Annotated in this window: 21 protein-coding genes; 14 read left to right on the top strand and 7 right to left on the bottom strand. The window is 62.5% G+C overall.

The window, feature by feature from the left end:
• Positions 1 to 50: 50 nt before the first annotated feature.
• The 5 genes from AB4Z38_RS06455 to AB4Z38_RS06435 all read right to left on the bottom strand — a co-directional run bounded on the left by AB4Z38_RS06455 (position 51) and on the right by AB4Z38_RS06435 (position 5,900).
• Positions 51 to 2,285, bottom strand: coding sequence for a S9 family peptidase (locus tag AB4Z38_RS06455; RefSeq protein WP_441428950.1), 2,235 nt, complete (start codon positions 2,283 to 2,285; stop codon positions 51 to 53).
• Positions 2,286 to 2,351: 66 nt separating this feature from the next.
• Complete coding sequence (locus AB4Z38_RS06450) at positions 2,352 to 2,846, bottom strand: hypothetical protein (protein WP_441428949.1); 495 nt, start codon at positions 2,844 to 2,846, stop codon at positions 2,352 to 2,354.
• Positions 2,847 to 2,904: 58 nt separating this feature from the next.
• Positions 2,905 to 3,942, bottom strand: a complete 1,038-nt coding sequence (locus AB4Z38_RS06445; RefSeq protein ID WP_441428948.1) for a signal peptidase I — start codon at positions 3,940 to 3,942, stop codon at positions 2,905 to 2,907.
• A 90-nt stretch (positions 3,943 to 4,032) separates the two neighbouring features.
• Positions 4,033 to 4,653 (bottom strand): TasA family protein, encoded by a 621-nt coding sequence (locus AB4Z38_RS06440; RefSeq protein ID WP_441428947.1) that lies wholly within the window; start codon positions 4,651 to 4,653, stop codon positions 4,033 to 4,035.
• Between the two features lie 203 nt (positions 4,654 to 4,856).
• The gene (locus AB4Z38_RS06435) at positions 4,857 to 5,900 is read right to left on the bottom strand and encodes an LCP family protein (RefSeq protein WP_441428946.1); all 1,044 of its coding nucleotides are present in this window, start codon (positions 5,898 to 5,900) and stop codon (positions 4,857 to 4,859) included.
• 419 nt (positions 5,901 to 6,319) lie between these two features.
• Here AB4Z38_RS06435 and AB4Z38_RS06430 point away from each other — a divergent pair, with 419 nt between their 5' ends.
• The 13 genes from AB4Z38_RS06430 (at position 6,320) to AB4Z38_RS06370 (ending at position 19,599) form a co-directional block, all read left to right on the top strand.
• Positions 6,320 to 7,282, top strand: coding sequence for a plastocyanin/azurin family copper-binding protein (locus AB4Z38_RS06430; protein WP_441428945.1), 963 nt, complete (start codon positions 6,320 to 6,322; stop codon positions 7,280 to 7,282).
• Between the two features lie 201 nt (positions 7,283 to 7,483).
• On the top strand, positions 7,484 to 8,149 hold the full coding sequence (locus AB4Z38_RS06425) for a PAS and ANTAR domain-containing protein (RefSeq protein WP_441428944.1): 666 nt from the start codon (positions 7,484 to 7,486) through the stop codon (positions 8,147 to 8,149).
• A 99-nt stretch (positions 8,150 to 8,248) separates the two neighbouring features.
• Positions 8,249 to 11,098: a PEP/pyruvate-binding domain-containing protein gene (locus tag AB4Z38_RS06420; RefSeq protein WP_441428943.1), complete on the top strand. Its 2,850-nt coding sequence runs from the start codon at positions 8,249 to 8,251 to the stop codon at positions 11,096 to 11,098.
• A gap of 483 nt (positions 11,099 to 11,581) precedes the next feature.
• Positions 11,582 to 11,827 carry a Flp family type IVb pilin gene (locus AB4Z38_RS06415; protein ID WP_441428942.1) on the top strand — a complete coding sequence of 82 codons (246 nt, stop codon included), beginning with the start codon at positions 11,582 to 11,584 and terminating at the stop codon, positions 11,825 to 11,827.
• An 80-nt stretch (positions 11,828 to 11,907) separates the two neighbouring features.
• Positions 11,908 to 12,153, top strand: coding sequence for a Flp family type IVb pilin (locus AB4Z38_RS06410; protein WP_441428941.1), 246 nt, complete (start codon positions 11,908 to 11,910; stop codon positions 12,151 to 12,153).
• 124 nt (positions 12,154 to 12,277) lie between these two features.
• Positions 12,278 to 12,652 (top strand): TadE/TadG family type IV pilus assembly protein, encoded by a 375-nt coding sequence (locus AB4Z38_RS06405; RefSeq protein ID WP_441428940.1) that lies wholly within the window; start codon positions 12,278 to 12,280, stop codon positions 12,650 to 12,652.
• Positions 12,640 to 13,668 (top strand): pilus assembly protein TadG-related protein, encoded by a 1,029-nt coding sequence (locus AB4Z38_RS06400; RefSeq protein WP_441428939.1) that lies wholly within the window; start codon positions 12,640 to 12,642, stop codon positions 13,666 to 13,668. Before AB4Z38_RS06405 ends, AB4Z38_RS06400 begins: the two co-directional genes overlap by 13 nt.
• Before the next feature lie 33 nt (positions 13,669 to 13,701).
• Positions 13,702 to 14,472 carry a Flp pilus assembly protein CpaB gene (gene cpaB / locus AB4Z38_RS06395; protein ID WP_441428938.1) on the top strand — a complete coding sequence of 257 codons (771 nt, stop codon included), beginning with the start codon at positions 13,702 to 13,704 and terminating at the stop codon, positions 14,470 to 14,472.
• Positions 14,469 to 15,662, top strand: a complete 1,194-nt coding sequence (locus AB4Z38_RS06390; RefSeq protein ID WP_441428937.1) for an AAA family ATPase — start codon at positions 14,469 to 14,471, stop codon at positions 15,660 to 15,662. The genes cpaB and AB4Z38_RS06390 overlap by 4 nt, the downstream gene beginning before the upstream one ends.
• The gene (locus AB4Z38_RS06385) at positions 15,663 to 17,183 is read left to right on the top strand and encodes a CpaF family protein (RefSeq protein WP_441428936.1); all 1,521 of its coding nucleotides are present in this window, start codon (positions 15,663 to 15,665) and stop codon (positions 17,181 to 17,183) included.
• 7 nt (positions 17,184 to 17,190) lie between these two features.
• Positions 17,191 to 18,123 carry a type II secretion system F family protein gene (locus tag AB4Z38_RS06380; RefSeq protein ID WP_441428935.1) on the top strand — a complete coding sequence of 311 codons (933 nt, stop codon included), beginning with the start codon at positions 17,191 to 17,193 and terminating at the stop codon, positions 18,121 to 18,123.
• Between the two features lie 8 nt (positions 18,124 to 18,131).
• Positions 18,132 to 19,016: a type II secretion system F family protein gene (locus tag AB4Z38_RS06375; RefSeq protein WP_441428934.1), complete on the top strand. Its 885-nt coding sequence runs from the start codon at positions 18,132 to 18,134 to the stop codon at positions 19,014 to 19,016.
• Positions 19,017 to 19,143: 127 nt separating this feature from the next.
• A complete protein-coding gene (locus AB4Z38_RS06370; protein ID WP_441428933.1) occupies positions 19,144 to 19,599 on the top strand; it encodes an Hpt domain-containing protein in 456 nt (151 codons plus the stop codon).
• Here the strand turns inward: AB4Z38_RS06370 and AB4Z38_RS06365 are convergent.
• Positions 19,596 to 20,438 (bottom strand): response regulator transcription factor, encoded by an 843-nt coding sequence (locus AB4Z38_RS06365; protein WP_441428932.1) that lies wholly within the window; start codon positions 20,436 to 20,438, stop codon positions 19,596 to 19,598. The two genes, AB4Z38_RS06370 and AB4Z38_RS06365, sit on opposite strands and share 4 nt — an antisense overlap.
• 250 nt (positions 20,439 to 20,688) lie before the next feature.
• Here AB4Z38_RS06365 and AB4Z38_RS06360 point away from each other — a divergent pair, with 250 nt between their 5' ends.
• Positions 20,689 to 22,389, top strand: a complete 1,701-nt coding sequence (locus tag AB4Z38_RS06360) for a sensor histidine kinase (protein ID WP_441428931.1) — start codon at positions 20,689 to 20,691, stop codon at positions 22,387 to 22,389.
• Between the two features lie 114 nt (positions 22,390 to 22,503).
• Here AB4Z38_RS06360 and AB4Z38_RS06355 read toward each other — a convergent pair whose 3' ends face one another.
• A complete protein-coding gene (locus tag AB4Z38_RS06355; protein ID WP_441428930.1) occupies positions 22,504 to 22,896 on the bottom strand; it encodes a hypothetical protein in 393 nt (130 codons plus the stop codon).
• Positions 22,897 to 23,761: the final 865 nt, after the last annotated feature.

The raw sequence follows: 23,761 nt of genomic DNA, 5'->3' as shown, positions 1-23,761 counted from the left end.
CGCTCCTAGTGTCCGGATTGGCCCCCACGGAGAGCCTACTATCGAGAACGTTACTTGAGCCCTGCCCCAGGCAGTAGTTCGACGGCGCCGAGCGAGTCCGCGACGAAGGCATAGTCCCAAGCGCGTTCGCGCCACTGCACGTATCGTCCCGAGGCTCCGCCGTGTCCGCCGTCCATCTCGATCTTCATCACGATGGGCGCCGTGCCGGTGGTCTCGGAGCGTAGCACCTGGACCCATTTCGCTGGCTCCACGTAGAACACGCGGGTGTCGTTGAACGAGGTCACTGCGGCGATCCGCGGGTACGAAACGGCGCGGATGTTCTCGTACGGAGTGTACGACTTCATGTACTCGTACACCTCGGGATCGGTGATGGGGTTGCCCCATTCCTCCCATTCGAGCGCGGAGAGCGGCAGTTCCGGGTCCAGGATGGTGTTCAGCGCATCCACGAATGGCACGGCGGCCACGATCGCCGCGTACTTTTCCGGGGCAAGGTTGGCTACGGCGCCCATGAGCAGGCCGCCTGCGGAGCCACCCATGGCGGCGATCCGCCCCGGCGCCACCCAACCGGAGGACGCGAGCCAGTCTGTTGCTGCGATGAAGTCCGTGAACGTGTTTTTCTTGTTGAGCTTCTTGCCGTCGTCGTACCAGCGCCGGCCGAGCTCGCCGCCGCCGCGGATGTGGGCGATCACCATGACGATTCCGCGGTCGAGGAGGGACAGCCGGGCCACCCCGAAGCCGGGATCCATACTGACCTCGTACGAGCCATAGCCGTAGACCAGGCCCGCAGCGCTTGAGTCCTGCGAAAGGGAGGCATGCCGGAGCACGGAAAGCGGCACGCGCGTGCCGTCCTCCGCCGTCGCCCATTCCCGGGTGGCCACGTAGTCGGATGCGGTGTACCCGCCCAGCACGGGGCTTTCCTTCCGCAGCAGCAGTTCGCCGTTCGGCAGCGCAGCGGTGGGCAGTACGAAGTCGTACACCCTCGACGGCGTGAAGAAAGACGTGTATCCGATGCGGATCACCGGGGCTTCGTAGTCCGAACCTGCCACCCCTGCCGTATACAGCTCCTCATCGAAGGCAGGCTCAACGGCGGCGCCCTGCGCCGCGGTTCCCAGCCCGGCGAGGGGCAGCACCTGCACGCGTTCGATCGTGTCCTGCCGTACGGCCACCACCAGATGCGTCGAGGTGACGCCGGCACCGTTGACGCGAACGGCGTCGGAATGCTCGACGACGGTGCGCCAGTGCTGCTCAGCCAGCGGCTTGGCGAACTCGGCCGGGTCCGCGATGGACACCATGGAGTTGATGGCATTCTTGTTATGGGTAAGGAGGATGGTCTCCGCTTTTTGTCCATCAGGGCCATCAAGCAGGAACGGCTCGGCCTCGTAGAGGATGCGTTCGTCGCGGGAAATCACGGTGGACAGGCCGGCGTCGTAGTCGTCAAAGGGCAGCAAGCGCGTCTCGCTGAATTCCGAGCAGCCGATGCTCAGCACGAGGTACCGCCGGTCGGAGGAGAGCTCGAATCCGAGCCACATGGCGACGTCGTCCTCTTGGTAGATGACCTCGTCCTCGCTGACCGGGGTGCCCAGGACGTGAGATTTGACTTGGTACGGGCGCCAGGAATCGTCCACCACGGTGTAGAAGATCCGGGTTCCGTCGGGGGAGAAGGCCACACCGTAGAAGATGTTCTCGATGGCGTCGGGTAGCAGTTCGCCCGTCTGCAGGTCCTTGATGCGGAGCGTGAAGCGTTCTTCGCCCGAGTTGTCCACAGCGTATGCGTAAAGATCGCCGTCCACTGTCACGGCGCTGCCGCCAACGGAGAAGAACGGCTTGCCTTCCGCCTCGGCATTGCCGTCCAGCAGGACTTCTTCGCCCTGGAGTTCGACGCCGGGTTCCACCGCCGGCGGGGTCCAGTCGGCTACGGCATCACCGGAGTTCGCGGCCCGGACGCGGCAGTGGATGCCGTACTCCTTGCCCTCGACGGATCGGGTGTAGTACCACCAGCCGTCCTTGCGGCTGGGGACCGAAAGGTCCGTCTCCTGGGTGCGCCCCTTGATTTCCTGGAAGATGGCCTCGCGCAGCGGTTCCTGGTGTGCGGTGACGGCTTCCTGGTAGGCATTTTCAGCCTTCAAGTGCTCGACGACCTCGGAGGATTCCTTGTCCCGCAGCCATTCGTAGTTGTCCACGAAGACATCGCCATGGTGCTCACGGGTGTGCGGCACCTTCTTGGCGACGGGAGCCGTTGGGTCTTCGGCGTGGGATGGCTGGGCGGAACCGGAAGTCTGGGTCATGCTCTCAATATATAGAGCCTGACCGACACCGGCGCCCCCGTTCGCTGCGGGGGTAGCGGCCCGCGCTTAGGTGCAGGTGAACTGGCCAGTCTTGGCCGTGCCAGTCCAGACGTTGCTGGTCCCGGGAACCGCGTATTGGTTTTGGACGGACCAGTTCCAGGTTCCAAGGTGCGGAACGATTTTCGCCGTGTAGGTTCCGCCGCCGCTTTGGTTGCTGTTGCCGGTAAAGACGACGATCCCGAGGCTCGAAGTGACGGTGAACTGTCCTACAAATCGGGGGTCGGACAGGGCCCAGTTCGTGACGCTGATGGTGAGGCTCGATCCGGTGCAACTCGCGCTGACCGCGGCGGTCGACGCCAGGGTGGCGGAGGAGACGGGGAGTGAAGCACTATCTGACCCATTGAACGCGGCCTGCGCGATGCCGGGGGCGAAGATCAGTACCGCTGCCGCCGCCAGAACCGCGGCGACGCGCCCGGACGCAGGCGTCCGCCCGGCGTCTGCGGTGCTCCGGCTTCTACGCAAGGTCAGCGGCTTTCTGTCAGGCCTGGTGGTCCGTTCCATTCTTACCGCTTTCATGCGGTAAGGGCAGGGCACCCGGTTTGGTTCTGTGAAGTCATTTTCATGCGGCGCGGCGGGTGGTGTGACCGCCCAGGGCCTCTTCAAGCTGTGGTTGGTGTTGGCGGACGAGTTCCCCGGCTTGAATCGCCGCAGTGTGGTCGGTCATGACCAGGGCGTGTTCGAGGAGGACGCAGTGCTGTTCCATCCGGAGCGCACCGACCATCGAGGAGCTGGTTTTCAGGCTGAGCACCGCATCCATCGCGAGGTCGCTGTTGCCGGTGCTCAGGGCGTGGCTGATCTTGTCTACCCGCTGCGGCAGCAACTTGGCGTAGGCGGCCGCGAACTTCTCGGCGGCCTCCTTGCTCTTCATTTCCCTGGCCAGGCGCTTGAGCGGGCGACGGTCAAAGGCCGGGAGGGCCCGCCTTTGACCGGCATCCCCAGCGGTGCCGGCGTCCACGGCGTCGTCGCCTTCGGGCTTTTTCCGCCAGATGGAGACGAGCACCATGACCACCAGGGCGGCCGGAGCTCCATACATCAGGACCTTCAGGACCACAGGATCACGAAGAGCGCGGATCGCGTTGCCCAGGTACGGGACGGTGAACACCTGGCGGTCAACCTGACCGCCAGCCAACGTTGCTGTCCAGGGGTCGGCGCCGTTGTTCGCGTCGCCCTTGGTGCGGACGGTGGCAGTGCCTTGGCTGTTCACGGCCAGGTCGATGATCCGGTGGGTCTCCACCCGCTGGTCCTCCACCGGAATGTGATAGGTGATGATGTCCCCGACCTTCAGGTTCTGGACCGCGACGGGAACGGTGACAACCACGTCTCCCGGGTTGATCAGCGGCGACATCGAGCCAGTGAGCATGGTGCTGGTCTGGTAGCCGAGGACGCGGGGCCCGACGGCGAGGAACAGGAACGCAGCGACCGCAGCGACCATGACCGTGGTCGTGATGACGCTGACGATGGCCCGGGCAAACCTGGACCGGGCTCCCGGGTTTTTACCGGCACCGGGCTTGTCGGTGCCGGGCTTTTCGGAGCCGGGGGTCGCCGTCGTGGTGGCTGTCCGGGAGACCCGCCGGTGGCGGACCAGTGATGCGGTCATGGCTGGGTCTCCGTTCGTGGGGGAGGCCCTCCGCCGCCGTTTTTGAGGGGGGCTCGACGGCGGAGGGCTGGCTGGGTGGTGGGGGCGGTGTTACTGGTTGGTGGCGGTGCGCTGGGTGCCGGTGAAGTTGAACGCGATGGTGCTGTTCTGGTTCTGGAGGGTGTTGTCGGCCGTGGAGGGCAGGGTCAGGGTGACCCGCAGGTTGTCGGTGTGTCCGGCCGTGACCGAGGTCAGGTTGGCCAGGGCCACGTTGGCGCCGATCACGGGGCGGGAAGCGAGCACCGAAGTGGTGGTGCCGGAGCAGGTGTAGGTGTACGCGGGGGAGGTGCCGGCTTCGGTCCATGCCACGGAGCAGTCATCGACGGCTACTTGCAGGCCCATGGTGGTGTTGGTGTCCAGGAGGGAGGTCGGCAGGGCCGAGGTGGTCAGGGTGATTGCTGACAGGGCCTGGTTTCCGGTGGCGTTGCTCAGGGTGGCTACGCGCTGGACGGTGTCGCCGGGGACCAGTCCGGAGGCGGCGACGCTGAGCCGGTTCGTGGTGCCGGAGGCGCCCAGGGCGATGTTCACGATGCCGGAGGCGACGCTGGTGCTGGCGGAGGTGCTGGAGGTGAAGGCACCGTAGGTTCCGAGTCCTGCCACGCCGGCAGCAGTGCCGACCAGGGCCAGGGAAGCAATGACTTTACCGGTGGTGGTTTTCAGGTTGAGACCCATGATGATTTCCGTTTCTTGAAGCCCGTGAGACCGGGACTTTGCTGTCCGATGTCCCCTACTTTCCGGCAGGAATTTTAGGAAGCCGCAAGGATCCTGCAAGCTTTTCTCAAAGATTGGTTAAATATTCAATCAAGTAGTTTTCGAGTGGTGGGAGGCGAATGCTTGCAGACCCCAAGTAGTGGAAACGAGTGGCCCGCGGCGGCTCAGTAGCCGTGAGCTGCCACATACTGCGGGAGTGTGTCGTCCCGAAGTGCCGCGGCCACTTCTCCGATTCCCGCGTAGTCGGGCAGCACGATGGATTGCCCGTCCGGGGAAGTGCCCGTTCCCGCGGTCGGAAGGGTGAAGAAGACGGAAGCGCCGGGATCCACCGTGCGGAGTCCGTAGGCCAGGATGGCGACGGACATCGGGTCATAGCCGTCGTCCACGGTGAGGTCATTGGCTGCGAATTGGACGAGTCCCAACACGCTGGCAGGATTATGGACGCCCGCGGAAAGCTTGACTAAGAGAGCGCGGAGGAATGTCTGCTGGTCGCGGACGCGCTGGTAGTCGCCGTCGACGAAGGCATGGCGCTCGCGGACGAACTCAAGCGCGGCCTGTCCGTCCAAGTGGTTGATGCCAGCCACGAATTGATGCTGGGTCTCAATAGTGGACGTGAACGGCAGCGTGACATTGACGTCGATGCCACCTAAGGCATCCGTGAGGAGCTTGAAGCCGTGGAAGTCAAGCATGACCGTGTGGTCCACATGGGCGCCGAGAAGCGATTCCACCGTCCGGACCACCAGGGGGGTGCCTCCCAGGCCAAGGGCCGCGTTGACCTTTGATGCGCCATAGCCGGGGATGTCCACCCAGTTGTCGCGCATGATCGAAATTCCATAGACCTTTTGCCGATCTGCCGGAACGTGGATCAGCATGAGGCAATCGGAGCGTTGGTCCGAGGCCTGGCCTGTTGTGATGGTCTGGTTGTTCGCTTCTTTTGCATTTTCACGGCTGTCGCTGCCGATCACCAAGATGTTCATGGGTGCCGCCGGAAGCTCCGGGATTGTCGGCGGGGCCGGTGCGGCAGCGGTTGGCGCGGGAGACTTGGTGGGGGAGGGAGTACGGGTAACGGTGGCACGCGCGGGGGCGCTTGAGGGCGAGGGTCCGGACGAGGTCTTGCTGGATCCGGCGATGACCGCGGCCAGAACCACCCCGAGGGCCAGCAGAATTGCCAGCCCCGCCGCAAGCCACAGTCGCCGTCGTCCGTCCATGTCCGGAACGTATCACCCGGGTGAGTTAAAAACGCATCAGGCAAGGCCTCATTTCGGCCACAAAAATCGCCCGCGTGCAGTCCAGGTGTCTCGACAAAATAACGTCCTGGTAGCACGATGAGAGATAAATCTCTCGCCTTCACATGGGCCGGCTTCGCCGTGTCCTTTCGGTTCCGTAATGGGGGGCTCTTAGCCCGCGGAACCGGACGTTGTCCCTGCGAGCAAGGGAGGATCCTGCATGGCCCCAACGTCGTGGCGCCGCACCGCATGCGGGGGACGGGCAGCAGTTGCGAGCTGAAGTTCATAGGGAATTCAAAAGAAACCGAGTCACCGTCAAACGACGCCATGGTCTCCGGCGCCTCAAAATTTCCAGGCTAATAACAGCCGGTCAGCAAAGATTTTCCTAAGGAGTGAGTCTTATGACTGCTCATCCGAAACCCCTTCTATTGCCGCGCCTTCGAGCGCTGATGATTTTGCTCCTTGCCTTGGTGTTGCCGGTGGCGCTCAGCGGCACAGCGGCAGCGGATAGTGGCAAATCCGCAAGGACGTGGACTGTCCAGGTCGGCTCCGAATCGTCGGACCAGGCCATCCAGGGAATGTCCTTCCTGCCGAAGAACATTTTCATCAATGCAGGTGACAAGGTCACCTGGGAGGCCAACTCGGCCGAAATCCATACGGTCACGTTCCTGGCCGCGGGGCAAACCATCGAATCCACTCAACCTTTTGATCCTTTCAGCCCCCTCTATATATCCGCGCAGGGCGGCACGTCCTACGACGGGCACTCTTATTACAACTCCGGCGTGATGTCGAACGTCTCGAACAGTGGGTTCGCCGAAGTCGGTTCCTATACCTTGAAGTTCGCGGATACCGGCGATTTCACGTACTACTGCCTGGTGCATGGCGCGGCCATGAAGGGAACCGTCCACGTGCGGTCCAAGGGTACGGATTACCCGTACAGCCAGGAGCAATACAACAACCGGGTAGAGCGGGCTGAACGGGCCATCATCCGTGACGGCTACCAGCTATGGAGCGACGCCCGCGACCAGGCGGACAACCACACCGTGATTGCCGGAGCCGACGACGGCGTGGCCTCGGTCATGCGTTTCATCGAACCTAAAGTGGTCATCCACGTTGGTGAGAAGGTGAGCTTCGTGAACAACGGCATGGGCGAGCCGCACACGGTGACCTTCGGTACCGAGCCCGCCAACCCGTTCGCTCCGCTGGGCGATCCGACGAATTACACGGGCGGGCAGCTCAATTCTGGCATTTTGCCGCCGGGCGTGACATTCACGGTGACCTTCAACAAGGCAGGTGTCTACGACTACATCTGCGCACTCCACGACTACTTTGGAATGGCTGGCAAGGTGGTGGTGAAGGACTAAGCTCCCGATTTGAACACACACCGGGGCTTGTTTCCCGTACCGGCGCTACAAACGCCCGGCTGGGAAACAAGCCCCGGGGCGCGGGTGGGGGCGGGGCGCGGGTGGGCCGAAGCGCCGACCGTGCGGGCCGTCGTCGGGCGCGCTGTACTCTGTACGCTTAGCTGAATTAATAAGCAACCTTAGGAAATGAGTCTTTGCGTCATGTTGGACAGCCCTCATACGTACTCGAGTGCACTGGGCGCCCCCGGCTTTCTGGCCGGAACCTTCCTCTTTGACCCGCTCACGGGGAAAGCGGAATGGTCCGACGGGCTCTTCAATCTCCACGGCTACCAGCGAGGGGAAGTAGTGCCCACGCTCGAGCTGCTGATGTCGCACAAGCACCCGGAGGACAGGCCGCGGGCCATGGAGATCCTGGCTCAAGTGTTCCGCGACGGCGGACATTTCTGTATCTACCACCGGATCATTGACGCGCAGGGACATGTCCGTCGTGTGCTGACGGCGGGGAACGCGCAACTGGGTCCCTCGGGGACCGTCAGGCTCGACGGGACCACGATCGACCTGACGTCCACGCTGCGGCGGGAAACCGAGCAAGCGGCGCGCGACGCCGTCGCGGGCGCCAATGCTACGCGGGGCGTCATCAATCAGGCGCGCGGCATCCTGATGGGGCGGTTGCTCCTCAGCTCCGACGCCGCCTTCAAACTGCTCGTGAGTTGCAGCAGCATGACGAACGTCAAGGTCGCAATCCTGGCCTCGCACCTTGTTCGTGTGGCCGACACCGATCAGGGGCCGGAAGCAATGGACGAGTTCATTCGCGTTCTCCAGGCTTGCGACCAGGCGGCAGTAAAACGCTCGTTGGACCAGCAGTAGGAAGCCGGCCGGCCCAGCCATCGCCTCTCGCTCAACGGCGTGGCAGTATGTTGTGAGTCAGGCTCGATGAGGGCGTCTCCGCGACAAGGAGCGACGGTCATGACCTACATCTACAACTTCGCCGATGTGCAAGCAGGCGACGTCGCCGTGGCCGGCGGCAAAGGCGTCGGGCTGGGCAACCTGGTTCGCGCCGGGTTGCCGGTCCCTCCGGGGTTCGTGCTGACCACCGGGGCGTATGGGGCTTTCGTGGATGCCAATGGAATTCAGGCGCGCATCCAGGAACTGGCGACGCTCCCGTCGGAGGCGGCGCCGCAGGATTACGAGGAGGCCTCCGCCGCAATCCGGGCCCTTTTCACGGGCGGCACCATGCCCGCGGCCATCGCCTACGAGCTCGCCGCCGCTTATGAACGCCTCGGGGCCGACGACGGGGCCGACGGCGGGGCCGACGACGGGGATGACCGCGACGACGACGACGGCGCGCCCGTAGCGGTGCGCTCGTCCGCCACGGCCGAAGACCTCGCCTCGGCCAGCTTCGCCGGGCAACAGGAGACCTACCTCAACGTCCGCGGGGCGGAAGCCCTGGACGCGGCAGTCATTGATTGCTGGTCTTCCTTGTGGACGGCGCGAGCCATGGCCTACCGGGCCCGTGAAGGCATCGCGCCGGGAGATGTTCGCCTCGCGGTCGTGGTCCAGCGGATGGTCGAGGCCGAGGCGGCCGGGGTCATGTTCACCGCCAACCCCGCCAACGGTCGCCGCGACCAGATCGTGATCAGTGCCGCTTGGGGTCTGGGGGAGTCCGTGGTCAGTGGAACCGTCACCACGGATGACGTTGTTGTCGAGGCGGGAACCGGCCGCGTGCTCTCGCGCCGGACGGCCGACAAGGAAATCATGACTGTCTACGCGGACCACGCTGCGGACGGCGAAACTCCGGACGGCGCTGCGGACGGCGCTGCCGACGGCGCTGCCGACCGCGAAACTCCCGATCGCGCTGCGGACGGCGCTGCCGACCGCGGAGGGACGACGGAGCGGCCGGTCCCTGCGGCGCTTCGGAAGCAGGCCGTGCTCGACGACGGAGCTGCCGCCGCGCTGGCCCGCCACGGAACACGGATTTCGGACTACTTCGGAACTCCGCAGGACATCGAATGGGCACGGGCCGACGGCAATTTCTTCATCCTGCAATCCCGGCCCGTCACGGCACTGCCTGAACCCGTAGCTGACACCCCGGACACCTGGCCGTTGCCCTACCCGAAGGGGCTCTACTTCCGGGCGAGCATAGTGGAACAACTGCCGGACCCGCTCTCGCCGCTGTTCGCCGACCTCATTGACGGCTCGGTCACCCGTTCGCTCAAGGCCCTGATGAACGAGGCCGTCGGGAGTGACGTCGTCAGGGACGGCGACGTCGGACTGCCCACCATCAACGGGTACGCCTACTACTACTACCGCACTTCGGCAATGTGGCGGGTGATGGGCAAGTCGCCGGCGGCCATGGTCGCCTTGGCTCGCGGCAAGGCGCACATGGGCATGGATGGCTGGCGGGAATTCTCCCATCCCCGCTACAAGCAGGTGCTCAAGGGGTGGTCGGCAAAGTCCATGGGGGAGCTTTCGGGAGAGGAGCTGCTTGAGGGCGTCCGGACGTTATTGGACGCAGGAACTGTGTACTACACGGCCGTGGAGTCAGTCATCCCGATCGCTGCCACGAGCGAAATCGCCTTCCGGGCATATTACGACAAACTCATCCGGCGCGCGGGAGATCCCCCTGCCGAGACATTCCTCCTCGGCTACGACAGCGAACCCATCCGCGCGGAGAAATCGTTGTACGACCTCGCGGCATGGGCCCGGGAAGTTGAGGGACTGGCCCCGGCGATCCTCAATCAACCGACGGCGGCACTGGCCGAGTCACAGCGCAGCTGGCTCCCGCCCGCCGGCATGGAACCGGCACTTTGGCAGCAATGGCATCCACGTTTCCAGGCCCACCTCGATCGCTTCGGCCATGCGGTCTACAACCTGGACTTCGCCAGCCCGGTACCGGCGGACGATCCTTCGCCGCTGTTGGATACAGTGAAGTTCTACTTGCGTGGACAAGGCAACGACCCGCATGAGCGCCAGCGGCTCTCGGCCGCCCGGCGGGAGGACCAAACCGAGCGGATGCTCGCCCGGCTCGGACGGACCCGGCTCGGGCGGAGTCGTAGGGCGCCGTTCATCCGTCTGCTCCGGTGGGCGCAGAAGTCCGCACCGCTCCGCGAAGATGCCCTGGCCGACGTCGGGCTCGCCTGGCCGCTGATCCGGCGGATGCTCCTCGAGCTTGGACAACGGCTGGTCTACTCCGGCGTCATCGCCGGTCCCGCCGACGTGTTCTGGCTGCGCCAGCAGGAGCTGCAGAGCGCCGTCGAGTTCGGCCTCGCCGCACCGCAACCGCCGGGCACGGCGGAACCGCTCGCACCGGTGGCGGTGGCAATTACGGGGGCGGCGCGCCCCGTCCGCGCCGACGTCGTCGAAGAGCGCAAGATGCTTTGGCGGGGCCAGGCGAAAGCGGCCGCCCCGCAACTGCTGCCGGAGACCCGTTGGATGAAGCGCGCTTTCGAATCTATGATGCCGGCACGCTCCCAGGACCAGCCGGGCGACGTCATCAAAGGGGTCGGCGCCAGTGCGGGCCGGGTCAGTGCCCCTGCGCGCGTCCTCGGTGGGCCGCAGGATTTCGGGCAGATGGCGCCCGGTGAGGTCCTGGTTGCCCGTATCACCACTCCCGCGTGGACCTCGCTGTTTGCCATGGCCTCCGCCGTGGTCACCGACGTCGGCGGCCCGTTGAGCCACAGTTCGATCGTGGCCCGGGAGTACGGCATCCCCGCTGTGCTCGGCACCGGAGTCGCCACCCAGCGGCTCACGAGCGGCCAACAAATCACCGTCGACGGCGACGCCGGCACCGTGACCGTCGAGCACCCACCCGCCTAGCCCCCTGCGACGCTCGCTCACTTATGTGGTGTTTCCGGCGGACGCCCGCTCACTTACGTGGGGGTTTCGGCGGGGCACGACGGCGGCAGTCCCGTGCGCTGTTTCTGACCTTTTGGGGGGTGCCCCGTCAGACGCTCGCTCACCTATGTGGTGTTTTCGCCGGACGCTCGCTCACTTGATATGAGCGAGCGTCCCGGCAAAGGGCCATATATGTGAGCGAGCGTTGCTTGGATGTGCGCGGGCCGATCGGTTGGTGCACGACGGCGGCAGTCCGGTTGCGTTGTTTTCCCGCCTTTGGTCGGCCTCGGCAGGGAAGCCCAAGATCGCTGGGTTTCCCTAGGTTTAACCCAAGAAATGCGCAGGATCGCGAGTCTTGACACAGGTTGTCCCAAGGACTGCTCCACGGGGTATTGGGCGTTGCTAAGTTTCTTGTGAGCTGGTGCTGGACCAGCCCACATTCCCCAACTCGCTCAGGAGTTTCACATGTTTTCTCTGGTCTCAAACACCGCGTCTCGCATCCGTCGTGACGAAAAGGGCGCAACCGCCGTCGAATACGGCATCATGGTTGCCCTCATTGCTGTTGTCATCATCGTCGCTGTCACCCTGCTGGGTGGAACCCTGAAGGAAACCTTCAACAGCACCGCCTGCAGCGTCAAGGGCGGCGTGTGGACCGGCACGGTCGCAGCCTCCGGCTCGACGGCGGCAGTCCCCGGCAGCTGCTCGAAGTAAGTCCAAGTGAGCGATACCGGATCAACTGACATCCTCTGCTCATGCAGGATCACCCGTTCTTACCTCAGCAAGGAGCTTCAATGCTTTCCAAGGTCTTAAAGTCCGCAATCCGCGCGCAGCGTGACGAAACCGGTGCCACTGCCGTCGAGTACGGCATCATGGTTGCCCTCATCGCTGTTGTCATCATCGTGGCTGTGTCACTGCTCGGCGGCAATCTCGTCGAGACTTTCAATAGCACGGCTTGCAGCGTCAAGGGCGGCGCTTGGACCGGCACGGTCGCAGCGTCCGGCTCGACGCCGGCAGTCCCCGGCAGTTGCTCGAAGTAGCCGTCACCACAGGAGCCAGTTCGGTGGGTGGGGCTCAAGTCCCACCCACCGATTTCCCTTCCTTCTAGAGGCTCATTTCTTGTTTCACCCGCACGTGACTCCACAGGACGAAAGGCAGACTCTCATGGCCAGGGCATCAGAGCGCGGTGCCGCGGCGGTCGAGTTCGCCATCCTGGCACCCGTCTTGATCATGCTGCTCCTGGGCATCATGGAATTCGGCAGGGCTTATAACGCGCAGGTGTCGCTATCGAACTCAGCCCGCGAAGCGGTTCGGGTTATGGCAATCTCGAATGATCAAACGGCCGCAAAGACAGCGGCCAAGAACGCCGGCGCCTCGCTGAATCCAAAACTACAGGACGTGAATTTTGTCTTCACTCCCACCAGTTGCACCTCGGGCGCCCAAATGTCCGTGACCATCAACTACACCCTCAGCACCCTCACGGGAATTGCGGGTCCGTTCGCGATGCAAGGCGTAGGAGTTATGGTATGCAGCGGATAAGGGGCGGGGACGACGGCGAGCGCGGAGCGGTAGCGGTCCTCGTCGCTCTCTTGTTGGTCGTCTTGCTCGGTTTTGCAGCCATGGCAGTGGATGTCGGAATGCTCTACTCGGAACGGGCGCAGGTCCAGAACGGGTCCGACGCCGCGGCCCTCGCGGTAGCACAAAAGTGCGCCGCCAACACGAGCGATCCGAACTGCTCATCGACGTCTCCAATTGCAACCAGTATCGCAAACAAGAACGCCATCGACGGCTTGAACAACGTCAAGTCGGTCAGCCTGGACCTGACAAACCGGAAGGTCACCATCACCGCCGGTGCCCAGCAGGCGGGCGGTGCGCCGAACGCCGTCTCGCTCTTCTTCGCGCGCGTCCTTGGATCCAATACAGCCGACGTCATAACCACCTCGACCGTTCAGTGGGGGAGCGCCGTCGCCGGCAGGACTCCGTTTCCCCTCGCGTATTCCATCTGCCAGGTGCAGGGATATATCGGCGGAGCGCTCCAGCTTCTTCAAGATCACGGCTCGGGCGCCAATCCCAGCTGCAATTACGGCCCTTCAGGTGCCACGGTTGCCGGCGGATACGGCTGGATTGTCCAAGATCCCGGTGCGTGTGGTGGCACGATTAACCTCGCGCTCAGCGAAGGTGGGAGCGCCCCGGGTAACAGTGCGCCGGGTAACTGCGCAACCACCCTTCAAAAGTGGGCCGACACCATCAACGCTGGCCGCGACGTCGTCGTCCTGCTTCCGGTCTTCGACGCCGTCACAGGTACGGGAAGCGGCGCTGTCTACCATCTGGTGTCCTTCGCCGCATTCAAAGTGACGGGGTGGACGTTCAGCGGCAACAACAACCTCCCGGACAGTTTCCACAACACAAGTCCCTATGTCCCTTCGGCAGTTTCCTGCAACGGCAACTGTCGCGGAATCATCGGGAGTTTCGTCAAGTACGTTTCGCTGGCGGATGGCTACTCGCTGGGGCCCGTAGACGCGTTTGGGGCCACCATTGTCCGCCTCACCAATTAGTTTTCGTTCGTTCTTTGAGCACAGGAGTAGTAAGTGAAGTCACGCTTGTTGGCTGGATCGGCAGCGGCACTGCTGGCCGTCGTCGGGGTGATTCTCGTCTTCTCCTACGCTCAGGGCGCGGACCAGCGGGCTGTCCAGAACCTGGCCCCTGTTGACGTATTGGTGGTCAAGACGGCCATCCCGGCCGGCACCTCTGTTGACGCCATGAAAGATTCCCTCGTTACCCAGCAACTACCGGAATCGGCCGTCCCCAAGACAGCGTTGCACACCCTGGGGGACTCAGCAGGCAAAGTCGCCGCCGTCGACCTTGTCCCTGGAGAGACGTTGGTGGCCGAACGTTTGGTGGCCCCGGATGCACTCAAGTCTCCCGGGGACGTCAAGGTGCCCGCAGGGCTTCAGGAGGTCTCGTTTCAGTTGGAGCCCCAGCGGGTAGTCGGGGGACTGCTGGTTCCTGGCGACCACATTGGAATCTTCATCTCCATGTCGAGCGGCGGAATCGAGGCGAAGCCGGACAAGGCAACCACTGAATTGGCCATTCACAAGGTCCTTGTGACCATGGTCCAGCGCGCCCCCCAGCCAGCAGCGAGTGCACAAGCGACGCCGAATCCCACACCCGGTGCGGCCGGCTCAAAGGACAGCTCACTTCCCACCGGTTCTCTCTTGCTGACCGTTGCCGTGAGCGATGTGGACGCATCCAAGATTGTCTTCGCTGCCGAGTTCGAAAAGATCTGGCTCAGCAAAGAGCCGTTGGATGCCAAAGACAGTGGCCCCACCGTCATGCAGCAGAGCGGGGTATACAAGTGAGCCGCTTTGTCTTGATAACGCCAAATACCGATTTTGACCAACGGTTGCGCCAAGCTGTCGCGGGTGGCCTTCCCGGAAGCGTGCAGACCTTCTTCACGAGCGTTTTGCCGGCCGACCCAGCCGAATTGTTCGGCGCGCTCAATCAGGAACAACTCGAAGTCTTGATTCTGGGACCCGACGTGCCCGTTGAGGACGCCCTGCGCCTTGCCAGGGTTTTCGATGTGCAGTTGCCGGAGCTGAGCGTGATCCTTGTCAGTGAACTGGATCCCGAATTCGTGCTTCAGGCCATGCGGTCCGGCATTCGTGACATCATGAGCCCGGCTGCGGACCTGGCTCAGATAAGGGTCATGCTTGAGCGCGCTTGCCAGTCTTTCGCCAGCCGGCAGCGCACCGGGGAACCCAAGCAACCGGGCTCCCCGAAGGGCCTGGTGATCGGCGTCTTTTCCCCCAAAGGCGGCGTGGGCAAGACCACCATTGCAACCAACATCGCAGTGGGGCTGGGCAAAATTGCGCCAATGAGCGTGGTGATCGTGGATCTGGACCTGCAATTCGGTGACGTCGCCTCCGGGCTTTACCTCAATCCGGCGCACACTGTCACCGACGCCGTTTCTCCTTCAGCCAGCCAGGATTCCCTGGTGCTCAAAGCCTTTCTCACTGTCCACCCGGCGAGCATCTATGCCTTGTGCGCGCCCAAGGATCCCGTCGAAGCAGATGAGATCTCTCCGGAACAGGTGGGCAGGCTCCTCGAACAGCTGGCCCAAGAGTTCCAGTACGTGGTGGTGGACACAGCACCCGGACTGCCCGAAATCGGGCTCGCTGCCCTCGAACAATGCTCGGACGCCGTCTGGGTGACTGGCATGGACGTTCCAAGCGTCCGAGGCCTCCGTTCCGGCCTGGACATTCTCCGCAGGCTGAACCTCTTGCCGGAAACCCGGCACGTGGTGCTCAACATGGCTGATTCCAAGTCCGGTCTCTCGGTGCAGGACGTCGAATCGACCGTCGGTGCTCCGGTTGACGTGAGTATCCCTCGATCAAAAGCCGTGGCGTTTTCCACCAACCGCGGGATTCCCGTGCTCCAGGACTCGGTGAAGGATCCGGCCGTCAAAGGACTCAAGCAACTGGTAGAGCGCTTCAATCCCACGTGGCGTGCCACGGCGCAGCGCAAACTGCACAGAAGGGTAGTGGTCTAGATGAAGCTGTCTGAACGCCTGCATGCTGCCGAGGACACGGCCGGATTGTCCCTCGGCCCGGGGGGAAAACTTGGCCCGAGCATGCTGTCTACGCCGAAACCGACATTCGCTGAGTCCACTCAGCAAGTCAGGCCAAATCCCGCCGGGAAGCCTAGCGTTACCGCAAAACCCCACACTTCAGTCAAGCTGTCCGACGTACCTGACTCGCCGAAGCTCAGGGCCCAGCAACCGGTAGACGCCTTCGCTGCCCTCAAGCAGCGCGCCGCCACTGCGCTTTTCGAGCGACTCGGGGCAAGGTTCAACGACTCGAGCGTCAGCGAACAGGAGTTGCGGTCAACTGCTCGGGAAGAACTCATCCGGATCATCGACGCCGAGCAGGTCCCGCTGTCCGCGGACGAGCGCAGCAGGCTCGTGGCCGACGTGGCAGATGACGTCCTTGGGTATGGGCCGCTCCAACGATTGCTGGACGACCCAGAGGTCACCGAAATCATGGTCAACAGGATGGACCAGATCTACGTCGAGCGAAAAGGCAAGCTGACCCTCACGGACTCCGGATTCAGCTCCGAGGACCATCTCCGGAGGGTCATTGAACGCATCGTTTCGAAGGTGGGGCGCAGGATCGACGAGTCATCCCCGCTCGTCGATGCGCGACTTGAGGACGGCTCGCGCGTTAACGCCGTGATCCCTCCCCTCGCGGTGGGCGGCTCGTCGCTGACCATCCGGAAATTCAGCAAAATACCTTTGACCATCAGGAATCTGATCGATTTCGGCACCCTCACGCCCGAGATGGCCGAACTACTCAACGCTTGCGTCAAAGCGAAACTGAACATCATTGTTTCCGGAGGTACGGGAACAGGCAAGACAACGTTGTTGAACGTTCTTTCTTCCTTCATCCCGGAGGACAACCGCATCGTCACCATTGAGGATGCCGTAGAACTGCAGATCCAGCAGCAACATGTGGTCAGGCTTGAGAGCAGGCCGCCGAACACGGAGGGTAAGGGGGAAGTGACCATCAGGGAGTTGCTCAGGAACTCACTTCGGATGCGGCCGGACAGGATTGTCGTCGGCGAGGTCCGCGGCGGAGAATCCCTCGATATGCTGCAGGCGATGAACACGGGTCACGACGGTTCCCTCTCGACGGTGCACTCAAATTCCCCTCGCGACGCCGTGGCACGCCTTGAAACACTGGTGCTCATGGCGGGCATGGACCTGCCATTGCGAGCAATCCGCGAGCAAATCGCGTCCGCCGTGAATCTCATCATCCAAATCTCCCGGCTGCGGGACGGAACGCGCCGAATCACGCATGTTACCGAGGTTCAAGGGATGGAAGGCGACATCGTCACCCTGCAGGACGCTTTTGTTTTCGACTACTCGGCAGGTGTCGATGCCCACGGGATGTTTCTTGGAAGGCCCGTCCCAACGGGTATCCGTCCGCGGTTCATCGACCGCTTCGATGACCTGGGTATTCGCGTTTCTCCCGGGGTATTTGCCGCTCCGTTGGCAACAGCAGAAAGGACATGAACGAGACATGATGCTCATCACCGGAATGGCCTTAATGCTCTCAGCCATCCTGTTTTTCGGGGTGGCCGTGATCTTGCCGAAAACCCCGGAAGTTCCGTTCGATAGGAGGCGGCCCTTCCAAGTAGGTTCAGGATCCCAGCTGACGCGCATTGCGGGTTCCACCGCCGAGGGACTTCATGGTTTCCTAACCAGCCGCAACGTCCGGCTCTTCAATCGTGAAGAACTGGAAAACGCCGGACTGAAAATGAGCCAGGCGGAATTCTTCATTCTCGTGATTGCCGGCGCACTCGTGGGTGCCTTGATCGGGCTCGTCATCGGGGGCCCGTTGGTGGCATTCCTGTTCTTTATCCCGGCACCCCTCGTAGCACGGCTCGTCCTCAGTTCCCTGGGCGGCAAAAGGCGCGCGAAATTCGACTCTCAGCTCGGTGATACCCTCCAACTACTGTCCGGTGGCTTGCGGGCCGGGCACAGCATCCTTCGTGCCATCGACGCTGCGGCCAATGAATCGGCCAGCCCCACGGCCGAGGAAATGCGCCGGATCATCACAGAGACGAGTCTTGGCCGCGATCTCCAGGCCTCGCTCAATGATGCGGCGGAGCGAATGCGGAGCGAGGACTTTGTGTGGATAGCGCAAGCCATCCAAATCAACCGCGAGGTGGGCGGAAACCTGGCGGAGGTCTTGGACCAGGTCAACGAGACCATACGCGAACGCAGCGAGATCAAAGGACATATCAAATCCTTGGCCGCGGAGGGAAAGTTCTCGGGATACATCCTGATGGCACTTCCCTTCGGCATCGTGACCATGCTCATGGTTGTCAATCCCGGCTACATGGACGTGATGTTCACCCATCCACTCGGTTGGGGAATGATAGCGGGTTCAGCCATCCTCATGACCATCGGCGGTCTCTGGATGCGCAAGATCATCGACTTGAAATTTTGAGGTGACGCGTGAATCCCTCTCTACTGTTGTCCTTGCTGCTGGTGTCCCTGCCAGTTGCCTACATCGCTTGGTCATTCCTGTCGGTTGACCGCAAAGCCCAGCGCGCCGTCCGGGAGCTTTTGACGAGGGGTGAAAACATTACCGAGGCCGATCCACAAAGTCGTGGCGGCGCACTTGAGTTCATCGGCTACCGCCTGACCCCTGGAAGCTACGTCCAGAAGTTGGATCGGCTGCTCTCACTGGCCGGCCGTCCGCCGTCGCTCCCTTTGGGACGTGTCCTCGCAGCTAAGCCTTTCCTCGGATTGTGCGGAGCGCTTTTGGGTCTATTCATCAGTGCCAATAGCTCGAGCGGGATCATCAAGCTCGTGGGGATTTTTGTTGTGTTACTTGGCTACTTCATTCCGGATCTAATGTTGTACAGCAAAGGACAGGAGCGTCAAAAAGCCATGCAATTGGAACTCGCAAATACCATGGACCAAATGCTGATATCGGTCGAGGCGGGCCTCGGTTTTGAAGGTGCCATGGCCCGCGCCGGAGAAAATGGAAAGGGACCGCTTGCTGAGGAGTTGGTGCGGACGCTGCAGGACATGCAGGTTGGACGGAGCCGCCGCGAGTCCTATTTGGCACTGGCCGAACGCACTAACGTCCCTGAGCTCCGAAGCTTCGTGCAGGCCGTAATTCAGGCGGACACCTACGGCATTGCCATCAGCCGGGTCTTGAGGGTCCAGGCGAAGGTGATGCGGGTGAAGCGCCGCCAGCGGGCCGAGGAGAAGGCGATGAAGCTCCCGGTGATGATTCTCTTCCCTCTTCTGTTCTTCATCTTCCCCGTGCTGTTCATTGCGATCCTCGGTCCGGCTGTCATCAACACCATAACCACGTTCAGTGGCGGCTGAGCCCAATATCACATTGTCTGAATTGGGGCGAATGCGATGAAAAAGGGTCAAATCAAGAAAGGCCTAAGATTTCCTTAAGATAAGCCTAAGTTCAGTTTTTTCGGAATTCAGAAAGTAGCATTGGGCTATGTTCAGTTCAGGTTCCAGCGAGGTCAACGAGGATTCAGGTCCGAGCCATCCGGGCTCAGTTGACGACTCGAGCGCGCTGCCCATCGCGCCGCTTGCCGAACATCCCATACTGGACCTCGCGGAATTCCAACTCCTGGAAGATCAAGTGGACAATCCGCTGATCGCGCGCACGTTTGCAGGCGACTTCGCGAAACTCTGGGCGAAGCGATACGAAATCCTGGCGACCGCCGTCGAGCGCGGTGACGTGGCCGCGGCCCTGAACGCGGTCCTCAGCCTCCGAACCTCATCCGCCATGGTTGGTGGTGTTCGCCTCGCGGTACTTGCTGCGCGACTGGAGGAACGCATTCGAAAAAGTGAATTGCGTGAGGCCCGGCCCCTCCTCAAGGAAGTTGCGGAATGCGGGCACCTGACGGTCCAGGAACTAAAGGACAGCTACGTCCTCCGGAATGATTAATCCGATCTTTTGGGCGTGAGCCGATACCCGACCCCTCGGACAGTCTGTAGAAAGCGCGGCGATTGTGGATCTTCGTGGAGCTTACGGCGGAGGTTCCCGATGTGGGTCTCAACAGCCCGCTCGTCGGCGTCGCTGATGTACGCATCGTCGTCGTAGTAGTCACCGCGCGCTGCCCTGACAAGGTCTGCGCGCGTCCGCACGTCCCCTTTGGCCCGAAGCAAGTCGTAGAGCAGATCGAACTCGCTTCTCGTCAATGTCAGGGCCGAACCTTGAAGCGTCACCATGCGTGATTTGTAGTTCAGGGCCAAGCCATTGTGCTTGATCACCGCTTGCTCGGCCCCGGGCGAACCGGCCCCGGCCGAACCGCCGTCGGCCCCGGCCGACCCGCCGTCGGCCCCGGCTGAACCGGCGTCGTAACCGCCCCAACCACCCCCGCGATCCTCCTCCGGCAACGCAAGTCTGCCTTCCGCGCGAGGTCGCCGCATCATGGCGGTGACCCGGGCCCTCAATTCGCGAGGCAAGAACGGCTTCTTGACGTAGTCGTCTGCGCCCGTGAGAAAAGCCGTCAATGTGTCCGGCTCGTCGCGCCTGGCCGTCAGCATCACGACATATGCGTCGCTGAATTGCCGAATTCGCCGCAGGACCTCATGGCCGTCCATATCCGGAAGCCCGACGTCGAGCGTCACCACGGAGGCGTGATGATCCCTTACAACTTCGACGCCTTCGCGTCCTGTGGCGGCAGAGTGCACCACAAATCCAGCTTCTTTGAGGATGGCGTCAACCAGATTTCGTACATCTTCGTCATCCTCAATGACTACAGCTACCCCAGGCTCGCTCATTGGACATCCTTGAGGGTGCACATCGCCGCACAGCCCAGCGCAATGCGGTAAATGCCACCCAAATACTCACGATACAAGCATTGAAGCCATCTGGCATCTAATATGTGGATTAAGCGCTCCGAACTTCCAGTTTGATCGTTCGGATCGTCGTATTGTGGTTCCTTGGGGGGAATAGTGGACTCCGGGTGCTTCCTTCGGGAATCGCGTGGAGCAGTAATTGGTTCGCGAATCTCCAACGAAGGGTCTCGACTTGAGTGAGCAGCCATTTTTCCGCGCGGCCGCCCGTTTCTTCAGGAAGCTCACGCCTCGCGCCCGGCTGGCTGTCTGTGAATTGCCACTAACGCTCATCATCGCGGGCCTGGCCATCGCGGCACCTACTCTTTGGCCAGGGTTAATCCAAAATTGGTTGTTCGTCACGGGAGTCCTCCTCCATGGCGTCCTGTTCCTGGGCTGCCTGTTGGTCCCGTGGGAGCGATTGTCGCCAAGCGCAGGCCTGGCGATCCCTATTTTGGATTTTGTTGCCCTCTGGTTCACGCGTAACGGCGCTTTCAGCGCGATTCCAGGTCTCATCACATTGGCTATCTTTCCCGTGATCTGGCTGTCTGCCTCAGGCATGCTTTCCAAGACAAGCCTGGTCCTCAGCTTTGTGGGTCCTTTCCTCATCGCGTTTCCGCCGGTCGTTTCGCACTTGCCCCGTCCCACGTCATCGGACATTTCTTCAGTGCTTCTTTTGCCCCTCATGATGTTCGCAATGGCAGTCTCCATTCGTTTGGCTGGCTCAAATGCCCGTCTCCAGCAACGACGGGTAAGCCAGAGGGATCAGGCCCTGCGGCAATTGTTGGCCGCCAGCAGGGAACGGGAAACGCTGCTCAAGACAATCCTGGACACGATCGACGTCGGAATTGTCGCCGTCGATTCAAACGGCGAAACCCTCCTGATCAACAACCAACAAAAGGCATTCCTGCAGATGGCCATACCGGCGGAAGGCTCCCGGGGACCCGCGGAACAAGTTCCGCTGGTTTTCGGCCAGGACCGGCGGACGCCGGTTCCGCTCGAAAAGGGCCCTGTCCGGAGGGCCGTTCAAGGGGAAACATTTTCCGACTATCTCCTTTGGTTCGGCGCCGGTACCGAACAGCGGGCCATCTCCACTGCTGCGCGGGGTATGAAGAACGACATTGATGACGGGTTCGGCGGAGCGGTCATAGTTTTCAAAGATGTGACGGATGTTGTCGATGCCCTTGCGGCCAAGGACGAACTCGTTGCCAACGTTTCGCACGAATTCGGTTCGCCACTGACATCGATCTTGGGCAACATCGATCTTGTACTCCGCGGCGCGGAAGAGCTCCGGCCGGATACAAGGCGTGGCTTGGAAGTCGCGGAGCGCAATGCCGAGCGGCTCCGCGCCTTGGTTGAAGACCTCCTTATGTCAGCCGTCGCCGTCGAGAGCGTGCATCCGCGGCGCACCGATTTGGCTGGGCTGGTGGAAAACAGCTTGGTTTCTGCACGGGCGCAGGCCGACGCTGCCCACGTGGGCCTTGTCGCTGAGGTGCCGGCACCACTATGGGCAAACGCCGACCCCTTGCGACTGGGACAGGCCCTGGACAATCTGGTTTCCAATGCCATCAAGTATTCGCCGGGCGGCGGACTGGTGACGATAAGGGCGGAGCGGAACGACGGCTGGGTCCAGCTTGAAGTGCGGGACACAGGAATGGGCATGACCACGGACGAGTCGACCAGGATCTTCACCCGGTTCTTCCGGACAAACGCTGCCCGTCAGGCCCGGATTCCAGGCGTGGGCCTCGGATTGTCCATTACCAAGTCCATCGTGGAACGCCATGGGGGCAGCATCTCCTGCAGCAGCGAGCCCGGCGGTGGAAGCACCTTCACGGTGGCACTGCCGGCTGGTCCGCCCCAGGAGCCTTCGCGGACAGACGCGCCGGCGCTGTATTAGGCCGCTCCCGTACTAAGGCGGCACCTCGACTGGAACGCTCGCTCACATATAAGTGAGCGAGCGTCCGAAGAAAACTCCCTAAAAGTGAGCGAGCGTCGGAGGAGGGCCGGCCGCTTAGGCCGAGGCCGACGCCGGGGCGAAGGCAGGTCGCGGTGCCAGTTGCTTCCGCGCCCAGCGGGCCAGTTTCTTGCCTTTGCCCTTCCACCAGTTGTCCTCGTCCTTGTCGTGGTGCCAGCGGAAGATGATCATCACCATCACGAAAACGCCCATGGCCACGTCCATCCACGACCATTGGATTGCCTTGGCAAGCACGCTGATGCCCATTACGAGAATCGAGGGCACCGCCAGGGTCCTGAAGATGGTGCTGGCGACGTAGCGCCGATGGGATCGTGGCACGGACATGGCACGGACCATGTCGAAACACATGCATACCACCACCATTGCCTGGCCCAGGTCCATCAGGATCAGCCCGGGCAACGAACCCGCGAACATGGCAGCGGATTCCATCCCGGCGCTCAACGGACTGCCTCCGTCGCTGCGGAAGGCGAAAAGGACACCACAAGACTGCAGGAAACACACATACGAATAACCCCCAGAGACCAGGAACTGCGTTTGAGACCAACTGAGTTCCATTGAAGCCGCTGGCTCTAGGGCCGGTCACGAGTAGCGGGTACTCTACTTTACGCGGCGGGCTACCTGCACGGCGGGAACGTTACCCGGTCCGGGAACCGGCCTCGCTGGTCCGTTAGTGCCCGACGGCGGCAGTCCCGTCGCGCCGTCGTCCTGCCTTTGCGTCGTTCCCCCCTCAGACGCTCGCTCACCTTTGAGGTGTTTTCCGCCGACGCTCGCTCACATGATGTGAGCGAGCGTCCTGGCATTTGGCCGTATATGTGAGCGAGCGTGCCGGCCCCACCCGGCCCCGGAACGGTTCGTTAGTGCCCGACGGCGGCAGTCCCGTCGCGCCGTCGTCCTGCCTTTGCGTCGTCCCCCTCAGACGCTCGCTCACCTTTGGGGTGTTTTCTGCCGACGCTCGCTCACATGATGTGAGCGAGCGTCCTGGCATTTGGCCTTATATGTGAGCGAGCGTGCCGGCCTCAGCCCGCCCGGAACGGTTCGTTAGCGCCCGACGGCGGCAGTCCCGTTGGGCTGTCGTTCCGCCCTTTCGTCGTGCCCACTCCAGACGCTCGCTCACCTTTGGGGTGTTTTCTGCCGACGCTCGCTCAGATGATCTGAGCGAGCGTGCCGGTATTTGGCCTTATATGTGACCGCCCGCCCCGCCCCGACCGCCCGCGCCCCCCGCCCCCGCCTGCCCCGCCCGCCCGCGCCCGCCCGTCCACCCCGCCCCGTCCCCACCCCGCCCGCGCCCCTCGCC

The organism is Arthrobacter sp. 2RAF6 (genome assembly GCF_052115205.1).
Classification (GTDB): domain Bacteria; phylum Actinomycetota; class Actinomycetes; order Actinomycetales; family Micrococcaceae; genus Arthrobacter.
The sequence above is the reverse complement of the archived record's forward strand: the minus strand, read 5'-3'. Positions and strand labels throughout refer to the sequence as shown.

What these genes read in the sequence shown, in the direction of transcription:
- AB4Z38_RS06455 (WP_441428950.1), bottom strand. Translation starts at nt 2,285, where the DNA reads ATGACCCAGACTTCCGGTTCCGCCCAGCCATCCCACGCCGAAGACCCA.
- AB4Z38_RS06450 (WP_441428949.1), bottom strand. Translation starts at nt 2,846, where the DNA reads ATGGAACGGACCACCAGGCCTGACAGAAAGCCGCTGACCTTGCGTAGA.
- AB4Z38_RS06445 (WP_441428948.1), bottom strand. Translation starts at nt 3,942, where the DNA reads ATGACCGCATCACTGGTCCGCCACCGGCGGGTCTCCCGGACAGCCACC.
- AB4Z38_RS06440 (WP_441428947.1), bottom strand. Translation starts at nt 4,653, where the DNA reads ATGGGTCTCAACCTGAAAACCACCACCGGTAAAGTCATTGCTTCCCTG.
- AB4Z38_RS06435 (WP_441428946.1), bottom strand. Translation starts at nt 5,900, where the DNA reads ATGGACGGACGACGGCGACTGTGGCTTGCGGCGGGGCTGGCAATTCTG.
- AB4Z38_RS06430 (WP_441428945.1), top strand. Translation starts at nt 6,320, where the DNA reads ATGACTGCTCATCCGAAACCCCTTCTATTGCCGCGCCTTCGAGCGCTG.
- AB4Z38_RS06425 (WP_441428944.1), top strand. Translation starts at nt 7,484, where the DNA reads ATGTTGGACAGCCCTCATACGTACTCGAGTGCACTGGGCGCCCCCGGC.
- AB4Z38_RS06420 (WP_441428943.1), top strand. Translation starts at nt 8,249, where the DNA reads ATGACCTACATCTACAACTTCGCCGATGTGCAAGCAGGCGACGTCGCC.
- AB4Z38_RS06415 (WP_441428942.1), top strand. Translation starts at nt 11,582, where the DNA reads ATGTTTTCTCTGGTCTCAAACACCGCGTCTCGCATCCGTCGTGACGAA.
- AB4Z38_RS06410 (WP_441428941.1), top strand. Translation starts at nt 11,908, where the DNA reads ATGCTTTCCAAGGTCTTAAAGTCCGCAATCCGCGCGCAGCGTGACGAA.
- AB4Z38_RS06405 (WP_441428940.1), top strand. Translation starts at nt 12,278, where the DNA reads ATGGCCAGGGCATCAGAGCGCGGTGCCGCGGCGGTCGAGTTCGCCATC.
- AB4Z38_RS06400 (WP_441428939.1), top strand. Translation starts at nt 12,640, where the DNA reads ATGCAGCGGATAAGGGGCGGGGACGACGGCGAGCGCGGAGCGGTAGCG.
- AB4Z38_RS06385 (WP_441428936.1), top strand. Translation starts at nt 15,663, where the DNA reads ATGAAGCTGTCTGAACGCCTGCATGCTGCCGAGGACACGGCCGGATTG.
- AB4Z38_RS06380 (WP_441428935.1), top strand. Translation starts at nt 17,191, where the DNA reads ATGATGCTCATCACCGGAATGGCCTTAATGCTCTCAGCCATCCTGTTT.
- AB4Z38_RS06370 (WP_441428933.1), top strand. Translation starts at nt 19,144, where the DNA reads ATGTTCAGTTCAGGTTCCAGCGAGGTCAACGAGGATTCAGGTCCGAGC.
- AB4Z38_RS06365 (WP_441428932.1), bottom strand. Translation starts at nt 20,438, where the DNA reads ATGAGCGAGCCTGGGGTAGCTGTAGTCATTGAGGATGACGAAGATGTA.
- AB4Z38_RS06355 (WP_441428930.1), bottom strand. Translation starts at nt 22,896, where the DNA reads ATGGAATCCGCTGCCATGTTCGCGGGTTCGTTGCCCGGGCTGATCCTG.